Here is a 17,766-nt window from a genome sequence, read left to right on the forward strand (position 1 = left end):
AGCCAGGAGATCTGAGGTGTCAGCCGCCCCGTGTGATGCCGGCACGAGCCAGCATGTCGGCTGGAACGCCGAATTCTCGCCAGGTGGCGTACTGAATTCCCTTGCGCTGTCCGTAGTTGGCAGCGTGGGTGACAAAGCCATCTTCGACAGAGGCCATATCGGGCTCGACCTGCAGTTCTTCGATCGCGGCTTCGATATCGCGACGTTCCTGCATCAGGAGCAAGCGCTTGATCGGCTTCGCCTCACCGATCTCGGCGTCGATAGCGTCCCGCTTGGACTTCAGAGACTCAGCACTCGGCCGGCGACCCGGCTTCGGGCGATTGGTCTCAAGAGCCTCGAGATAGTCGCGCACCGCCGTGGCCTCGATGCGGCCCGCGGCGATGGCGGCTTTGTGTTCGTCGGACATAGTGCGTTCGCTCATGGTGTGTGTATAGCACGACGCGTTCCCATATCCAATGAACTCGGGTCGAAGTGATTGCCGTGCCTTCTGACGTACTCGCTTCCGACTCCACCAGCATTCATGCGGCACTCGGCCTGACTGATGCCGAATACGAGCGCATTTGCGAGCTCTTGGAACGTCAACCGAACCATCTCGAACTCGCGATGTATGCGGTGATGTGGTCCGAGCATTGCTCGTACAAATCGTCGCGCCGCCATCTCGCCCGATTGCCGACCGAAGCCCCGTGGGTGCTCGTAGGACCAGGTGAGAATGCCGGTGTTGTCGACGTCGGCGGCGGCATTGCCGTTGCCGTGCGCATCGAGAGCCACAACCATCCCTCGGCTATCGAGCCATATCAGGGTGCGGCGACCGGAGTCGGCGGCATCCTGCGAGACATCTTCACCATGGGCGCGCGACCCATTGCCCTCGCGGACCCTCTGCGCGTGGGGCCGTTGGACGAGCCGCGCAGCAACTGGATTGCCGAGGGCATCGTCAGCGGTATCTCGGGGTATGGCAACAGCGTGGGCGTTCCCACTGTTGCCGGCGAATTCGTGTCGTGCGAGACGTATCGAGACAACCCGCTGGTGAATGTGGCGGCCCTCGGGATCATGCCGACTGAACGCCTGGTGCTCGGCCGAGCGACCGAGGTGGGCAGCGCAGCCGTGCTCATGGGCGCGAGCACCGGCCGCGACGGCATCGGCGGCGTGAGCGTGCTGGCCTCAGCAGGATTCGACGAGGCCGTCGACGATTCGACGAAGCGCCCGAGCGTTCAGGTCGGCGATCCCTTCGAGGAAAAGCGTCTCATCGAGGCATGCCTAGAGCTGCTGGAGGCAGGGCTCGTCAGCGGCATCCAGGACCTCGGCGGCGCGGGCTTGACGTGCGCGGCGAGCGAAACGGCGTCGCGTGGCGGCACCGGCATGGAGGTGGATGTCAGCGTCGTGCCGCTGCGCCAGCACGGCATGGAGCCGTTCGAGATCATGACGTCGGAGTCTCAGGAGCGCATGCTGGCGATTGTCTCGCCGGCCAACGTCGATCGGGTGCTCGAGATCTGTTCCCGTTGGGAGGTGAGCGCGACGGTCGTCGGGCGCGTGACCGGCGACGGCATGCTGCGCGTGCGCGACGGGGTGGACGGCGCGTTGCTGGCCGAAGTTCCTGCGAGCACGCTGCACGACGATGCACCGTCGTACGACCGGCCGATGCGGCCGCCGGCGGATCTGGCCCTCCGGCGCAGCGTCGACCCGGCGGCCGATCCCGCCGCGGGCAGCTCCAGCGACTGTGCTGCCGATCTGCTGGCGATGCTCGCCGACCCGAGCTGGGTGTACCGCCAGTACGACCACCAACTGTTCTTGAACACGGTTGTCGGCCCGGGCCGCGACGCCACGCTGCTGCGATTGCGAGATCCCCGCGACGGCACTCCTACCGGTCGCGGCCTCGCCGTGTCGGTGGACGGCAATCACCGCTGGTGCGATGCCGATCCTCGCGGTGGCACCGCCATGGTGGTGGTCGAGGCGGCGCTGAACCTCGCCTGTGTAGGCGCCGGCCCCCTCGCACTCGTCAACTGCCTCAACTTCGGCAATCCGACCCATCCCGAAGTCATGTGGCAGCTTTCCGAGGCCATCGACGGCATGGCTGAAGCCTGTGACGCACTCGGCGTGCCCGTCGTCGGCGGCAATGTCAGCCTCTACAACGAGACGAACGGAACCAATATCAGCCCGACACCGGTGGTGTGCCTGCTCGGCGTGCATCCCGACCTCGTGCGCCGGCCGATCACTGACGAGCTGCCGCCGGGCACAGCGCTCATGCTGCTGGCCCCGCCCGGCCCGGCCGCGCACGACGGCGATGCAGCTCTCGATGTGGCCGCCGAGCAAACGGCGAGGGTGGCTGACGGACCGGCTCGCCAGGTGGCGCTGGGCGGCAGCCGCTGGGCTTGGGAACGTCGTGGCTGCCGTGATGGAGCGCTGCCCGAGCTCGATCTGGCAGGCAGCGTCGCAACCGCCCGATTCGTGGCTGCAGCCGTGCGGGATGGCCTCGTGCAGTGCGCGCACGATGTCTCCGACGGCGGCATCGCCGTGGCCATCGCGGAGATGTGCTGTCACGGCGGTGCGGGCGTGCATGCGAGAGTGCCATCGCTGGGAAGCCCGGCGCCGGCGGCACGAGCGCTCTTCGCCGAGCCGCCGGGCCGCGTCCTGGTAGCTGTCGAGCCGGGCAACGTCGAGCGCCTGGCGAGCGCAGCCGCGGCAGCGGCCGTTGCCTGCCGCCCGCTGGGGTCGTTCGGCGGGTCGAGAGTGCAGATCGGCCGTATCGCCGAACCCAGTCTCGACATCGACCTCGCGCTCGACGACACACGTGCCCGGTGGAGCGGTGCGTTGCCCGAGGTGTTCTCGCAACCCGTCGAAGGGGCGGCGGCATGAGCGTCACGCCGGAGAGGGGAGCGCACCTCGACGGGGCGAGCGTGCCGGAGGCGGGCGTGGATCTGGTCAAGCCGCGCGAAGCCTGCGGCGTTGTTGGCGTGTATCAGCCGGGCGGCCCCGTCGCTCACCTGAGCTACCTGGGGCTGTATGCCCTGCAGCACCGCGGTCAGGAATCAGCCGGCATTGCAGTGTCGGACGGCACCCACATCACGGTCGTGAAAGACATGGGCTTGGTGGCCAGCGCATTCGACGACCGTGTGCTCGCAGGGCTCGAAGGTGATCTGGCCATCGGGCACACCAGGTACTCCACCACGGGATCGAGCTCTTGGCGTGCGGCGCAGCCGTTCTACCGGGGGCTCGACGGCACCGAGTTCGCGCTCGGGCACAACGGCAACCTCACCAACACGGCCGAGCTCGCGGCGGCCTCAGGCATGCTCGATGGCACCGTCACCAGCGACAGCGACTTGGTCGCCGAACTGGTTGCCCAGCGCATCACCGCTACACCGCAGATCACCCGTACCCGACCGCGCGAAGCGGTCACCGAGGCGCTGCTCGAGGTTCTGCCCAGCCTGCGCGGTGGTTTCACGTTTGTGGTCGCCGATCGCGACCGCCTGATCGGCGTTCGCGATCCGCACGGCATCTGGCCGCTGTGCCTGGGTCGACTCGATGCCGACGAGCACGCGGCCGAGGGGCCCAAGCGCAGCCGACCCAGCACCGGCCTGTCCGGCATCGATCAGCCCGGCGGCCATCAGCCCAGTGTCGGTCAGCCCGGCGTCAGCCAGCCGAGCGGCGGCTGGGTGCTGGCGTCGGAGAACCCTGCGCTGGAGGTGGTGGGCGCGACGTTCGAGCGCGAGATCCAGCCGGGCGAGATGATCATCGTCGACGCAGCCGGATGCCGCTCACTGTGGCCGTTCGCGGCCCGGCCGGCAACCGGTCACGGGGCGCCGCCCCATCTGTGCATCTTCGAGTTCGTGTATTTCTCGCGCCCCGACACCGCCTTGGCTGGCCAGAACGTGCATGCGGCCCGCCAACGCATGGGCGCCCACTTGGCAACCAACGCGCCGGTCGATGCCGACCTGGTGATGCCTGTTCCCGAGTCGGGCATTCCTGCTGCGCAGGGCTACGCACGTGCCAGCGGCATCGCCTACGGCGACGGTCTGGTCAAGAACCGCTACATCGGTCGCACGTTCATCGCTCCAAACCAACACGTCCGTTCTCTGGGTGTGCGGACCAAGCTGAATCCGATCAGCCCCAACATCGACGGTCGCAGGCTCGTGGTGGTCGACGATTCGATTGTGCGTGGCACCACCACCCGGTCGATCGTGGAGATGCTGCGCAGCGCCGGCGCTGTCGAGGTGCACCTGCGCATCTCTTCACCCCCGTACCGCTGGCCGTGCTTCTACGGCATGGACACGGGCACCCCCGACGAGCTGCTGGCTGCGAATCGAGACTTGGCCGAAATCGAGGCGTACTTGGGAGTCGATTCGTTGGCCTACTTGAGCCTCGATCAGCTTGTCGAAGCCACCGGCGTGCCTGGCGGCGGCTTCTGTCACGCATGCCTGACCGGTGAGTATCCGGTGGAGATCGGAGCGGGAGCACGGGCTGAAGTCTTCGGCAGCCTCGCCGACGAGCCGAGCCGCTCGCTGATCGCGACGGGCAGCGTGCAGCCTGCCGCTGTCGCCGAGCCCGTGGCAGGGTGACTCCCGAACCGTTGACCTACGAAGCGGCGGGAGTGAGCATCGACGCGGGCGACGAAGCAGTGCGGCGTCTGGCGCCCCACGCCCGCAGCACGTACCGGCCCGAGGTGCTGAGCGACATCGGAGCGTTCGGGGCCGTCACGGCCCTGCCCGAGGGCTTCATCGACGCAGTGCTGGTGAGCGCGAATGACGGTGCGGGCACGAAGCCCCTCATTGCAGCGGCGCTCGGCCGGTGGGACACGATCGGGATCGACGTGGTGGCCATGTGCGTCGACGACATCGTCACGCTCGGCGCACAGCCGCTGCTGTTCCACGATCAGATCACTGCAGGACGCCTCGACCCCGACGTCGTCGAATCGATCGTGACGGGTTTGGCAGCCGGCTGCCGCAGTGCCGGCTGCGCATTGGTCGGAGGCGAGCTGGCCGAGCACCCCGATGCGCTCGCTCCCGGCGACTATGACATCGCCGGTTTTGCCGTGGGGGTGGCCGAACGCGCACGGTTGCGAGGCCCCATCACCACCGGCGACGCAACCCTCGTAGGACTGGGGTCAGGCGGGCTTCGGTGCAACGGCTACAGCCTGGCCCGCCGTGTCCTGCTCGGTGAGACGCCCGATCCGGCCGTGCTCGGCTCGCCGGCCTGGCCGGGTGCCGACCACTCGTTGGGTGACGAGATGCTGCGACCGTCGGTCATCTACGCCCCTGCGGTGCTCGCGCTCTTCGACGAATGCGGTGCCGCGGGTGCAGCGCACATCACGGGCGGGGGACTGGTTGCCAATGTGGCCCGCATGCTCGGCCCCAGCGTCGATGCCGTGCTGCGGCGCGGCTCCTGGCCGATGCCCAGGATTTTCGACCGCATCGCGGATGCTGGCCCAATCGCGCCCGAAGAGATGGAACGCGTCTTCAACCTCGGCATCGGCATGGTGGTTGCGGTGCCCCCGTCGGAGCTCGATGCGGCGCTGGGGATTGCGCAAGGCGCCGGCCACGAGGCTTGGGTGATCGGTGAGACCCGCCCGGGCGCGGGCAATGCCCACCTCATCGACCCTGATCCTCGCTGAAGCACCGCTCTGTTCGAATGAGCAGCCGGACGTATCCAGTGTTGTGGCTGCTGCGATGGCTGTGACATACTGGGCGTTCCGAGTCAGCCTCAGGAGGTTTCTGAATGTCTGATGCAAGGGTCGAAAAGGCCTCCCCCCCCCCCCGTTGAAGCGGATGTCGACGAGCGCGAGCTGACTTCCGAAGAGCTCCAAGACGTGAGCGGCGGTGGCAACAAGACGACTGCGTATAACAACGCACACTCGCCCTACTATCACATCTAGAAGTCTTACCCCCGGGCGTGTCGGCGTCGGCCCTGGTTTCTGCAGACATGCCGCGCTGCTTGGGCGAGTTTCGCGTTGTGGCTGCTGCTCTGACATACTGGGCGTTCCGAGTCGGCCCCTGGAGGTTTCTGAATGTCTGATGCAAGGGTCGAAAAGGCCTCCCCCCCCCCCGTTGAAGCGGATGTCGACGAGCGCGAGCTCACCTCTGAGGAGCTGCAGCATGTGAGCGGCGGCAAAGGGTCTGGGTCGAGCGGCTCGTCATCCCCCTACGGCACTCACACGACCCATAACAACTACTCAGGCTCCAATAAGTAGGGCGACGTTCCATCTGGCGTTGGCCCCTCGAATGAACACGGTCAGCTAGCGCGGGAAGCGTCCGCGCCACAGCAGGGGTTCGCCGATACGCGTGCGTCCTAGTGTGTGAGCCCGATGGCACGACGCAGACAGCTTTTTCGCGAGGAAGCCCTCGCTCGCCGAGGGCGAGCGGAGCCTGTCGACGGGCTGCTGCGCATCACAGCACCGCACGAGTGGCTGTTCCTGGCGCTGCTGGCCGCGGCGCTGCTCGGCGTGCTGGCTTGGACGGTCTTCGGGACGATTGAGCGGGGCCACTCAGCCGACTGCCTGCTCGTGGGGCGTGACAACGTCGGTGAAGCGTTAGGCGCAGACGTTGCTGTGCCTGCGAACTCGCAACTGGCAGTTCTCGCGCTCCTCAACCCTCGTCAAGCGCGTGATGTCACGGCCGGCATGGGGGCGCGTGTAACACCGGTTGGCACCGATGGCGCCTTGGACGCAGTCGTTCGGGAAGTCATGCTCGGCGACTCGCAAAGAAGCGAATTTCTGCTCGACACCGCGCTGTGGGACCCTGCCGCCACACACCGTGTCTGGCTGGAACTGACCGATGACGTCTCCACAGCGGCGCTGTCGGGCAGCACCTGTCGTGTGCGCATCGTGACTGAGCACCGGTCGCCTATTCGCTTCATCGCCACGGCCGGCCTCCGGTAGGCGCCAGTGCCGACGCTGCTGCGACGACGCAGCATTCGCACGCCGCTGATTCCCCAGCTCGAGGCGGCCGAATGCGGAGCAGCGTCGCTGGCAGCCGTCATGGCCCATTTCGGCCGCTGGGTTCCCTTGGAGGAATTGCGAGACGACTGCGGCGTCGGCCGTGACGGCGCCAGTGCCGCAGGGATCGTGCGCGCCGGCAACAAGCACGGCATGGAGGTCCGCGGCTGGCGCAAGGAGGTCGACTCGCTCGCTGAGACAGACCTGCCGGCCATCCTGTACTGGGAGTTCAACCACTTCTTGGTGCTCGAAGGCATCGTCGGCGACCGGTACCACCTGAACGATCCGGCCAACGGCCGTCGCCGCGTGAGCCGTTCGACTGTGGAGCGCGCATACGCGGGCGTGGTGCTCACCGCGTCGCCGACGGCGTCGTTTCGGCCCGTCGGGGAGCGCCCCAGTGCGTGGCGTGCACTGTGGCCGTGGCTTGCCGGCACACGCGGCGCGCTCGCATACGTGGCGCTGGCCGGGCTGCTGCTGGCAATCCCGGCCCTCGCGCTGCCCGTGCTGCTCGGCGTCTTCGTCGACAGCGTCTTGGGCGGCGAGGCGCCCCGCTGGGGCGGCTTCGTGGTTGCTGCCATGGCGTTGGCGGGCGCTGCGGTCTACCTGCTGACCTGGCTGCAGCAGCGCATGCTGCGCCGGATCGCCATCGGCGTGGCCGTGGTGCGTTCCCAGCGACTGCTGCAGCATCTGCTGCGCCTGCCCAAGCAGTACTTCGCTCACCGCTTCGCGGGCGATCTCACCACCCGAGTCGGATTGGTGGACGAGATCGCCGACGGCGCCGGTAGGCATCTCGTGGGTCTCGCGGTGGAACTGGCGACCAGTGTCGCGTTATGGGCCCTGCTTGTGGCCTACGACCCGCTCATTGCCGCGAGTGTGCTGGCTGTGGCGCTGGTCAACGTCGCCATCGCGCGCTTGGTGAGCCTGCGCCGCGCGGATCACCAGCGGCTGCTGCGGCGCGAGCAGGCCCTGCTGTTCGGCATCGAGACCACCGGGCTGCGCCAGGCCGACATGCTGCGCGCCACCGCGGCCGAGAACGACTTCTTCGTCCGCTGGAGCGGCCACCAAGCGCGTGAGCTCTCGGCTCGTCAGCGGGTGGTCGAGCTGGCGTATGTGAACGCGGCGTTGCCGGGGCTGTTCCTCGCGTGCGGCACGCTGGCGGTGCTGGGGCTCGGCGGCTGGCGGGTCATCGAAGGGGATCTCAGCATCGGCGAGCTGATCGCCGTGTACGTCTTGGCCGGCAGCTTCCTCGCTCCCATCGGGCGTTTCGTGCTGTACGCGGACACGTTCGAGCTGCTCGGCGCCGATGTGCAGCGGGTGCGCGACATCTCCGCCGCCGAGCCGGACCCCGCGGTTGCCGGCGACGCGGCAGGCGGTGCCGGCGACGGGTCGCAGCCCGGCCGCGTGATGACGCTGAATGGCCGCCTGCGGCTGGCGGGCCGGGTGGAGGTGAGCGAGCTTCGCTTCGGCTACCGGGGTCGGACTGAACCGCTGATCGACGGGCTCAGCCTCGCGATCGAGCCCGGCCAGCGCGTCGCGGTGGTAGGGCCGACCGGCTCGGGGAAGTCGACGCTGCTGCGCTTGGTCAGCGGCGAGTTCGAGCCGTGGTCGGGTGAGGTCCTCTTCGACGGTGTGTCGGCGCGTGAGATCCCGCGCCCGGTCTTCGTCGGATCGGTGGCCACGGTCGATCAGCAGATAGCGCTGTTCGACGGCAGCGTGCGCGACAACATCACCATGTGGAATGCTGCCGCTTCGGAGGCTGACATGGTGGCCGCAGCGCGCGACGCCATGATCCACGACGACATCATGCGTCGACGCGGCGGTTACGAGGCTCATGTTCGGGAGGGGGGCGCCAACTTCAGCGGCGGCCAGCGCCAGCGCCTCGAGATAGCGCGTGCTCTTGTCGCTCGCCCCTCTGTGCTGCTGCTCGACGAGGCCACCAGCACGCTCGACGCCGAGACCGAACGGCGCATCGACGACGCGCTGCGCCGTCGCGGCTGCTCGTGCCTCATTGTCGCGCACCGCCTCAGCACGATCCGCGACTGCGACCAGATCATCGTCATGGACGGCGGCCGGGAGGTGCAGCGGGGCAGCCACGACGTTCTGCTTGCCGACGCCGACGGCCTCTATAGCCAGCTGGTGCGTTCGCAATGAGCACGCTGCGGGCGGCATCGGCAACGTGGGGCGATGACGGAGGCCCGCACGATGCTCCGCCTGCGGTGGCCGCGCTGGCGCAGATGAGCCGCACGTCGCTCATCGCGCGAGTCGCGCTGGGCGAGAGCGAGGACGTGACGAGTGCGGCCAACATGCCCATCCCGCTCGCCGACCCGTCGCAGGTCTGCCTCGTGGTTCGCGGCGCAGTCGACGTGTTCCTGTTCGAGGTCGAAGACGGACAGGCTGCCTCGAGCGCGAGGCACTTGGCACGCGTGGAGGCCGGTCAGCTGGTGTTCGGGTTCGCGACGAGCGACGTGTCGTTGACGGCCGTGGGCAAGGGCCTGCCCGGCACGCGTCTGGCGATGCTGCAGCGCTCAGATCTGGCCGATCCCGCACTGGCCGACGAGCTCGCAGCTCAGGCCGACGCTTGGATCGCCTCGGTCTCGCGCGCCATTGCTGAACCGATCGAACCGCGCCCGCGCCCCGATGCCGTCGTCGACCCCGCTGCCTCAGAGAGCCTGCCCGCCTCAGCCGTCGGCACGATCGTGTCAGCGCGGCCTGGCACCGTTGCGTGGGCTGCGTCTGATGCAGTCGATGTCGCCTATCTGGGCACCGAAACGCTGCCGCAGTCCGCCGCCGCTGTGCCGTTGACCTCCGACACCTGGCTCACCGCGCCCCCGCACGGCACGCTGCGCATCTCCACGTCTGCGGACCTCGCAGCAGACGGACGGCTCCTCGAAGCGCTCGACGACTTCCACCGGCTCGCGCTGAGCGCGGAACAGCTCAACCGGATGCTGGCGCGCGCCGATGCGGTCAATGAGCAGACCGCACGCGAGGCGCTGCGCCGCCGTGACGCCGAGTCGGCTGCGGTCGGCCTCAGCCGGATTCATGAACGCCACCCCACGCAGGACGCGCACGGCGCCTCGATGCTGATGTCGGCGCTGGCGCTGATCGGCAAGCGCCAAGGCATCGACTTCAGGGCGCCGGTCCGTCATGGCGACTCGGGCGACGCTGAGCCCAGCTTGGCCGATGTCGTGCGTGCATCGGGCGTGCGGGCGCGCGAGGTGCGGCTCAGCTCCGAGGACCGCTGGTGGCTCGGCGACAGCGGCGCGATGCTGGGCCGCCGCGCAGCAGATGGCCAGCCGGTCGCGCTGCTGCCGCATTGGACCGGCCGCTATCGCGTGGTCGATCCTGTCGACGGAACCTCACGTCGCCTCAGCGCCGAGCGCGCCGCCGAACTCGCGGAGACGGCTTGGCTGTGCTACCCGACGTTTCCGCCTGAGAAGCCGGCGAGCGCACGCGACCTTGCCCGCGTCGCCCGTCAAGGGCTCGCGGGAGATCTGGTGCGCTTCGTTGCGGTCGGGCTTGTCGCGGCTGTGCTGATGCAGGCGCCGGCGGTGGCAGTCGGTGTTCTCACCGACTGGGTGCTCGTGAGCGCGGCCGGCGACATGCTGGTTCAGGTGATGATCGCTCTCGCCGGCTTCGCCGCGGTGGGCGTGGTACTGCAGATTCTGCTCGGGACCTCGCTGATGCGCATCGAAGGGCGCGCTGCGGCACGCGTCAGCGCCGCAGCCTGGGATCGTGTGCTGTCGCTTCCGCCGAATTTTCTTCGGAGGTTCACTACCGGCGATCTCGCCTCGCGCATGGCGAGCTTCCAATGGATGCGCGATCAAGTGTCGGGTGTGGTGGCGAACTCGCTGCTGGCGGTGGCGTTCCTGGCGCCCACGCTTGCGATCCCCTTCGCCTACGACCTGACGCTCGCGCTGGTCAGCCTCGCGCTGGGTGCGCTGAGCGTGGCCGTCGGCGCGCTGGTCGGGCTGTGGCAGTTCGGCCCGCAGCGGCGCAGGTTCGCAGCTGAGCGTCGCGCCACCAGCGAGCTGCTGCAGTCGATCAGCGGGATCAGCAAGCTGCGCAGTGCCGGCGCCGAGCCGTCCGCCTTCGCCCGATGGGCGGGCCACTATCGCGATCAGCAGCTTGCGACCATTGCGGTTGCACGCCTCAACGAGCACCTGATGTCGCTGGGCGCGGCGACGCCTGCGCTGATCGGTGCGGCCCTGTGCGGGGTCGCCGTGTGGCGCGGGGAGGATCAGCTGCAGGTCAGCGATTTCCTCGTCGTCTACGCAGTCGCCATGACCTTTTACGCAGCCGCGGCCAACTTGGCCCGTTCGTTCGAGGCGGTGGCAGCGGCAGTGCCCGCGTATGAGCAGGTCCGCCCGGTGCTGCGGGAACGCCCGGAGCCGTCCGGCATCGGCCGCGTCGGATTCGAGATCGGGGGTGAGGTCAGCTTCGACCACGTCAGCTTTCGCTACGACCCTGACACCGAGATCATCACCGACGTGTCGATCAGCGCCCGCCCGGGCGAGTTCATCGCGATCGTGGGCGACTCCGGTGCCGGCAAGAGCACGCTGATGCGGCTGGGGCTCGGTCTGGAAGACCCGACCTCAGGCAGCGTGTACTACGACGGCCGCGACATCGCGTTCCTCGATCGTCATGTGCTGCGGCGGCAACTCGGCGTGGTCACCCAAGACGCCGCTCTGCAACCGGGCAGCCTCCTCGACAACATCATCGGGATGGGCGACGACTTGACTGTCGATGACGCGTGGCACGCGGCGCGTCGCGCCGACATCGCCGACGAGATTGCCGGCATGCCGATGCAGATGCACACCGTTGTCACCGAAGGCTCGACATTCTCAGGCGGGCAGGCCCAGCGAGTCCGTATAGCTGCGGCGCTGGCACGAAACCCACGCGTGGTGTGGCTCGACGAGGCCACGAGCTGGCTCGACTCGCGCAGCCAAGCACAGGTGATGGCCGGCATCGAGCGCCTTGCCGCCACCCGCATCGTGATCGCGCACCGGCTGTCCACGATCCGCCAAGCCGACCGGATCTATGTGATGCAGGCGGGGCGCGTCGTGCAGGTCGGTAGCTTCGACGAGCTGTACGGCGCCGACGGGGTGTTCCGGCAGCTCGTGGAGCGCCAGCTCGCCTAGCCGCGGGCGCTGCAACCCTTCGGATCAGGTCGATCTGCCATTCGGCCGATGTTGTCCTGTCGGTCTCCGGCATGAGCTGCCGACGCCGACGCCGGGTGAGTGGGTTTAAATTTGCCCTGCGGCGATTGCGGCCTTGGCCGAGCCCGACGCGGCGGCCCCGGCCCCGGGGTTGACTTGTTGGCTGCCGGTTGCGCCTTGGACCTGTTCCAGCTCGGCTTCGGTCAACTCGTCGCCCTCAGTCGCAATGATCGCCTCTGGGTCATGCTGCTCATCGATATCAGACATTGGCTGCTCTTTCTTCGTCGGGCAGCCCATTCGTCGGGCAGCCCATTCGTCGGGCAGCCCATTCGTCGGGCAGCCCATTCGTCGGGCAGCCCATTCACACTCGACGAATGCTAGCAGTCGCTCGGATTTGGGCTTGAGCGACACTGCGGCAACGAGATCGCTTCGGCGCGGCCGCCGACTCCTGCTGCATCATCGAGATCGAAGGTCAGGCCAATACCCTGCCGGTGCCCGAACACGCAGGAGCACTGATGACGGCCACTGCAGGGTCTCGACCCACCGCCGCTTATTCCGCCACGCTCGAAGTCGAGCTCGCCCACCGGCCGGGCACGCTCGGCCGGCTGTGCACCGCGATCGGCGACGTGGGCGGCAACATCCAGAGCCTCGACGGCTTCACGATCACGCAAGGCTCGCTGCGCCAGCACATCGTGGTGGATGCGTCGAGCGAGGAGCATGTCGCTCGTATCTGCGCGGCGGTCGACGGCCTCGAGGGCATCAAGGTCATCTCAGCGCTCGACCGCACCTTCGAACTGCATGACGGCGGCAAGCTCTCCACCGTCAGCCGCATCCCGCTGCGCAATGCCGATGACCTCTCCATGGCCTATACGCCTGGTGTGGCTCGTGTCTGCCGGGCGATCGCCGATGAGCCCGAGCGGGTCCATGACCTGACGATCAAGGGCAACACGGTTGCGATCGTCAGCGACGGCACGGCGGTGCTGGGTCTCGGTGACATCGGCCCGGCGGCCGCGATGCCGGTCATGGAGGGCAAGGCGCTGCTCTTCAAGGAATTCGCCGGTGTGGATGCGTTCCCGATCTGCCTCGACGTCAATGAACCTGACGAGATCGTGGAGACGGTCATCCGGCTGGCGCCGACCTTCGGAGGCATCAACCTGGAGGACATCGCAGCGCCCGGGGCGTTCGAGGTCGAAGAGGCGCTGCGCGCCGCGCTCGACATCCCCGTGTTCCACGACGACCAGCACGGCACCGCAGTGGTCGCCTTGGCGGCGCTCGAGAACTCGGCGCGGATCGTGGGCAAAGAGCTGGCGAACTTGCGCTGCGTCATCCTGGGGGCGGGCGCGGCCGGCGTTGCAACCGCCAAGATCCTGCTCGGCGCTGGCATCGGCGATGTGATCGCCTGCGACCGCAAGGGCACCATTCACCCGGGTCGTTCCGAGCTGAACCACGCCAAGGAATGGCTGGCGGCCAACACCAACGCCGAGCACGTGGCCGGCTCGGTGTCCGATGCCATGGCCGGCGCCGACGTGTTTCTCGGCCTCAGCGGGCCCGGCCTCATCACCCGCGACGACGTGGAGACGATGGCGGAGCGACCGATCGTGTTCGCTATGGCCAACCCCGACCCCGAGATCCTGCCCGACGCCATCGGCGACATCGCCGCCGTGGTGGCGACCGGCCGCAGCGACTACCCCAACCAGATCAACAACGTGCTGGCATTCCCCGGGATCTTCCGGGGTGCCTTCGACGTAGGTGCTACCGACATCACCGAGAACATGAAGATCGCCGCCGCCGAGGCGATCGCGGCGGGCGTCTCCAGCGACGACCTCAGCCCCGACCTGGTCATCCCCACAGCCTTCGACCGCTCAGTAGTCCCAGCAGTGGCCTCCGCCGTAGCAACCGCAGCCCACAAAGACCAAGTCACCCGCTCTTCCTAGTGGTCGGGACCGGCGTCGATCCGGTGACCTCACGCTTTTCAGGCGCGCGCTCTGCCAACTGAGCTACCCGACCGCGGTCCCGACGGGATTTGAACCCGCGACCTCTGGCTTGACAGGCCAGCGTGAACTCCAGACTTCACCACGGGACCAGTTGTATTGCTGTGTGCTTGCGCCGACGTCGAGACCGGGATCTCTGCCGATGCAAGCGCAGCAACGATAGCCACCTCGATCAGCAATCAGCGCCAGCGACCGCAGCGCGCAGTCGGTCGGCCAGATCGCCGCGAGACAGCACCGTTACTCCCTCGCCGCCGCACCACGCCGACAGCGCATGCAACTCGGTTGCGAGTGCCTCCAGAGCGTCTGCTGAGGCCGCGGCGCCGCTGGGCCACGACCCCGGCTCAGCCCACGAAGCCGGTACTTCCAACATGTCGCGCTCCCGGTCGAAGCGCACATCGAGGCGCGCCACCAGCGCATCGTCGTGGAGGAACGGCAGTACGAAATAGCCGTACTGACGTTTGGCCTTGGGCGTGTAGATCTCGATGCGGTAGTGGAAGCCGAAGAGCCGCTCGGCGCGCGGACGGTGCCATACCAGGGGGTCGAACGGGCTGAGCAGCACCGATCGAGATCGTCGCCGGACGGCGCGCTGACCGGCGGGGACATACCCAGGCCGATCCCAGCCCTCCACTGCCACCTCCCGGAGCTGGCCGTCTTCGACCAGTTCGGCGATGCGAGCGGGCGCGATGCGCTTCGGCAGGCGGTGGTAGTCGATGAGATCGTCGGCGGTGGCCACGCCGAGGCATCGAGCGGCGTCTGTCAGCAGAGCCCGGTGTGCGTCGGGTTCGTCCACAAGAGCCTCAACCATCTCGCTCGGCAGCACCCGTTCGATTACGTCGTACCGGCGCACGAAGCCGGTGCGGTCGGCCACGCCGACCCGACCCGCCCAGAACAGCCACGCCAGCGCCAGCTTTCCGTTGCTGCGTGTTCCCCAAGGCCCGCGTACGCCGGGTCCCCAGCCCATCGCGGCATCCACCTCGGCAGTTGATGCAGGACCGTTGGCATCCAGCCAGGCAAGCGCCGCTCGAATCTTGGGCTGGTTGGCCTCTCCGAAGCGGGCGTACCCGCTCCACATGTCGCCGGCAGCTCCTCGGCGCATCCGCCAGCCGAACAGCGGCCAGTCGGCCACGCGCACGAACGACGCCTCATGGCCCCAGTACTCGGTCAACACCCGCTCGTCTGCCCGGCGGGCGTACGCCGACCGCTCGAGCAGTGCCAGCACGGCGTCGTGCGTGCCGCCCATCCGGGCTCGCAGCACCAGCAGGTGCGAGCGAGCCAGCACGTTGACGGCGTCGATCTGCAGCAGGCCCATGCTGTCCATGGCCCGTCGCAGATGCCGGACGTCCAGCCGTCCGCCCGGCAGCGGCGCGGCCAGCCCCTGGGCGCCGATGGCAAGCCGTCGCGCCGCCCGCAGGCTCAGACGAGCAGACCGCGCCGCGGTCATGCGGTGCTCATGCAGCGCCCTCGACGGCGCCGCCGCTCAGCGTTCTTCTTTGAAGATGACGTGCCGGCGCAGCACCGGGTCGTACTTGCGCAGCTCGATCCGATCGCGGGTGTTGGTCTTGTTCTTGCGCGTCGTGTACGTGTAGCCGCTGCCCTCGGTGGACTTCAGCTTGATGACGGGACGCTTGTCGCTCTTGGGCATCAGACTTTCTCCCCACGACGGCGCAGATCGGCCACCACCGACTCGATGCCGCGCTTGTTGATGGTCTTGATGCCCTTGGCGCTGACGGTCAGCGTGACCCAGCGCCCCTCGTTGGGCACCCAGAACCGCTTCCGCTGGATGTTCGGCTTGAACCAGCGCTTCGTCCGCCGATGCGAGTGCGAAACGTTGAAGCCCGAGTGCGGCCGACGGCCGGTGACTTGGCAGATGTTGCTCATAGGTGCCGGCTCCGCAGGATGGGCTCAACAGCAGCGCACAAGGCTAGCGAGCGGTTTCGTACTGACCCACTCAGCCGGCCGCCAACCGGGGAATGATCTCGTTGCCGACGCGTTCGAGCACCTCGTAGCGGGGATCGAAGTTGGGCAGGATCATGATCTGGTCGAGCCCCCGCTCGCCCAGGTCCACCAGCCGTTCGGTGACCTGGTCGGCAGTGCCCACGATGCAGGTGGCATCGATGAGCTCGTCGGTGAGAAACCGGGCCTCTTCGGGCAGCACCCAGCAGTTGTGGCCGGCGTGGATGCGCTGGTGGATGCGATCGGGGTCGGTGTCGTCGAGCATCGCGCAGTACTCGTCCCAGACCGCTTCCAGGCGGGCTCCGGGTGACCGGCCGAACTGCCGGTACTGGTCGTAGGAGTAGTGCAGCGACGCCATCGCGAAGGCACCCGCCTCGTGGTGGACCCGCTCACGCTGGCTGGCGAGGGTCTCCCCGTCGTCGAGGATGACGATCGTGGTGAGCGAGCACATCAGGTACTGGCTGCGATCAATGCTGCGGCCGTCAGCCGCCGCACCCTCTTCGATGTACTCCCAGACGCGCGCCGTCGCCGAGCCGTCCGGTGGCACCGAGAGCACGGCGCCATCGCCGTAGCGACCTGCCAGTCCCAGCGACCGCGGCCCGAAACCCGACACGTACAGCGGGATCTCGTCGTCGAAGTTGACGAACCCGTTGTACGGCATGATGTGGCGGATCGGCTGCGCGCTGCCGCCGAAATGGTGGACGGCTTCCTCGCCGCGCAGCAGCGGTCGCAGCGCCGCCAGGTACTGGTCGAACTCGGCGATGCGCTGAGGTTTGTGTCCCATGATCCGCATCGCCGTGTTGCCGGTGCCGATGCCGAGGAACGTGCGCCCGGGCGCGAGCGCATTGATCGTGGCGATCGACGCGGCGGTCACCGGAGCGGGCCGCGTGCCCGAGACCGATACGCCGGTGCCGAGACCGATGGTGCTGGTGCGCTCAGCGGCGAGCGCCAGGGTGGCGTAGCAGTCCGACCACAGCATGTGGCTGTCCGCGAACCAGGCATGCGTGTAGCCGAGTTCTTCGGCTCGCTCGACGTAGTCGAGATCGCCAATGTGCGACGCGATGCAGATTCCCAAGTCCATGTCTGTCCCCCGTTGTCGACCCGGCCGACCCCGGACATGTACATCCCGGCCAGCGCGGACACGCTAGACACGAACCGTGGCATCCGATGGGGCGAAGCCGTCAAAGAAGGGCCGCAAGCAGGCGGCGCAGGCTCCTGCCGCGCAGGTCACGGTGAAGGCACGCCGGCGCCACATCGAGCGGGGCCGCTATTCCAATGCGCCCGTGGACCGGGCGGCCGGCGGCGTCGTGTGCCACGACGGTGCCGTGCTGGTGGTGCACCGGCCGCGGTACGACGACTGGTCGTTGCCGAAGGGCCACCTCAACCGAGGCGAGTCCTGGGAAGAGGCGGCATTGCGGGAGGTCCGCGAGGAGACGGGCGTACGGTGCGCGATCACGTCTGCGCCTTACCCGGTCAGCTACCTGATTGCCAGCGGGGTGCCCAAGCTGGTGCTCTTCTACGCGATGGCACCCACGAAGGTCCCCAAGCGGCTCGCGGGCGACCCGAGCGAGGTCGACGACGTGGCCTGGTGGGACATCGCCGACGCCGTGCGGGCGCTGAGCTACGAAACCGAACGCGAAGCCTGCGCCGCGCTCACCATCTCCCACCTGCGCCGCCGAAGCTCCGCCGCCGGCTAGCAGCCGAGTCGGCGGTCTCGGCCTTTCATGGGTTTCTCATGATCCGC

Annotated in this window: 14 protein-coding genes and 2 tRNA genes; 8 read left to right on the top strand and 8 right to left on the bottom strand. The window is 68.1% G+C overall.

What is annotated here, in order from left to right:
• Positions 1-19: 19 nt before the first annotated feature.
• Complete coding sequence (locus ACOQPE_RS05355) at positions 20-406, bottom strand: hypothetical protein (protein ID WP_420610839.1); 387 nt, start codon at positions 404-406, stop codon at positions 20-22.
• Between the two features lie 74 nt (positions 407-480).
• Between ACOQPE_RS05355 and purL the strand changes: the two genes are divergently transcribed.
• From purL to ACOQPE_RS05385, 6 genes are all read left to right on the top strand, one after another.
• Positions 481-2,850, top strand: a complete 2,370-nt coding sequence (gene purL, locus ACOQPE_RS05360; protein WP_420610840.1) for a phosphoribosylformylglycinamidine synthase subunit PurL — start codon at positions 481-483, stop codon at positions 2,848-2,850.
• Positions 2,847-4,550, top strand: a complete 1,704-nt coding sequence (locus ACOQPE_RS05365; protein WP_420610841.1) for an amidophosphoribosyltransferase — start codon at positions 2,847-2,849, stop codon at positions 4,548-4,550. Before purL ends, ACOQPE_RS05365 begins: the two co-directional genes overlap by 4 nt.
• Entirely contained in the window at positions 4,547-5,602 is a 1,056-nt protein-coding gene (gene purM / locus ACOQPE_RS05370; RefSeq protein WP_420610842.1) for a phosphoribosylformylglycinamidine cyclo-ligase, read from the top strand. The genes ACOQPE_RS05365 and purM overlap by 4 nt, the downstream gene beginning before the upstream one ends.
• A gap of 690 nt (positions 5,603-6,292) precedes the next feature.
• Positions 6,293-6,865: a hypothetical protein gene (locus ACOQPE_RS05375; protein WP_420610843.1), complete on the top strand. Its 573-nt coding sequence runs from the start codon at positions 6,293-6,295 to the stop codon at positions 6,863-6,865.
• Positions 6,866-6,871: 6 nt separating this feature from the next.
• Positions 6,872-9,073, top strand: a complete 2,202-nt coding sequence (locus ACOQPE_RS05380) for a cysteine peptidase family C39 domain-containing protein (RefSeq protein ID WP_420610844.1) — start codon at positions 6,872-6,874, stop codon at positions 9,071-9,073.
• Complete coding sequence (locus ACOQPE_RS05385; protein ID WP_420610845.1) at positions 9,070-12,060, top strand: ATP-binding cassette domain-containing protein; 2,991 nt, start codon at positions 9,070-9,072, stop codon at positions 12,058-12,060. Before ACOQPE_RS05380 ends, ACOQPE_RS05385 begins: the two co-directional genes overlap by 4 nt.
• 105 nt (positions 12,061-12,165) lie before the next feature.
• Here the strand turns inward: ACOQPE_RS05385 and ACOQPE_RS05390 are convergent, their stop codons facing one another.
• Positions 12,166-12,345 carry a hypothetical protein gene (locus tag ACOQPE_RS05390; RefSeq protein ID WP_420610846.1) on the bottom strand — a complete coding sequence of 60 codons (180 nt, stop codon included), beginning with the start codon at positions 12,343-12,345 and terminating at the stop codon, positions 12,166-12,168.
• Between the two features lie 248 nt (positions 12,346-12,593).
• Between ACOQPE_RS05390 and ACOQPE_RS05395 the strand changes: the two genes are divergently transcribed.
• Entirely contained in the window at positions 12,594-14,012 is a 1,419-nt protein-coding gene (locus ACOQPE_RS05395; protein WP_420610847.1) for an NAD-dependent malic enzyme, read from the top strand.
• On the opposite strand, the gene ACOQPE_RS05400 is transcribed toward ACOQPE_RS05395, so the two are convergent.
• The 6 genes from ACOQPE_RS05400 to ACOQPE_RS05425 all read right to left on the bottom strand — a co-directional run bounded on the left by ACOQPE_RS05400 (position 14,013) and on the right by ACOQPE_RS05425 (position 17,103).
• Positions 14,013-14,085: transfer RNA gene (locus ACOQPE_RS05400), tRNA-Phe, on the bottom strand.
• Between the two features lies 1 nt (position 14,086).
• Positions 14,087-14,161: transfer RNA gene (locus ACOQPE_RS05405), tRNA-Asp, on the bottom strand.
• An 80-nt stretch (positions 14,162-14,241) separates the two neighbouring features.
• Positions 14,242-15,510 (bottom strand): winged helix-turn-helix domain-containing protein, encoded by a 1,269-nt coding sequence (locus ACOQPE_RS05410; RefSeq protein WP_420610848.1) that lies wholly within the window; start codon positions 15,508-15,510, stop codon positions 14,242-14,244.
• A 36-nt stretch (positions 15,511-15,546) separates the two neighbouring features.
• Positions 15,547-15,711 carry a 50S ribosomal protein L33 gene (gene rpmG, locus ACOQPE_RS05415; protein WP_323671457.1) on the bottom strand — a complete coding sequence of 55 codons (165 nt, stop codon included), beginning with the start codon at positions 15,709-15,711 and terminating at the stop codon, positions 15,547-15,549.
• Complete coding sequence (gene rpmB, locus ACOQPE_RS05420; RefSeq protein ID WP_323671456.1) at positions 15,711-15,947, bottom strand: 50S ribosomal protein L28; 237 nt, start codon at positions 15,945-15,947, stop codon at positions 15,711-15,713. The genes rpmG and rpmB overlap by 1 nt, the downstream gene beginning before the upstream one ends.
• A 70-nt stretch (positions 15,948-16,017) precedes the next feature.
• Positions 16,018-17,103 (bottom strand): LLM class flavin-dependent oxidoreductase, encoded by a 1,086-nt coding sequence (locus ACOQPE_RS05425; protein WP_420610849.1) that lies wholly within the window; start codon positions 17,101-17,103, stop codon positions 16,018-16,020.
• Positions 17,104-17,179: 76 nt separating this feature from the next.
• Between ACOQPE_RS05425 and ACOQPE_RS05430 the strand changes: the two genes are divergently transcribed.
• Positions 17,180-17,719 carry an NUDIX hydrolase gene (locus tag ACOQPE_RS05430; RefSeq protein ID WP_420610850.1) on the top strand — a complete coding sequence of 180 codons (540 nt, stop codon included), beginning with the start codon at positions 17,180-17,182 and terminating at the stop codon, positions 17,717-17,719.
• The last annotated feature ends 47 nt before the right edge of the window (positions 17,720-17,766 follow it).

Origin of the sequence: Candidatus Poriferisodalis sp. (genome assembly GCF_965219595.1) — a bacterium.
Classification (GTDB): domain Bacteria; phylum Actinomycetota; class Acidimicrobiia; order Acidimicrobiales; family Poriferisodalaceae; genus Poriferisodalis.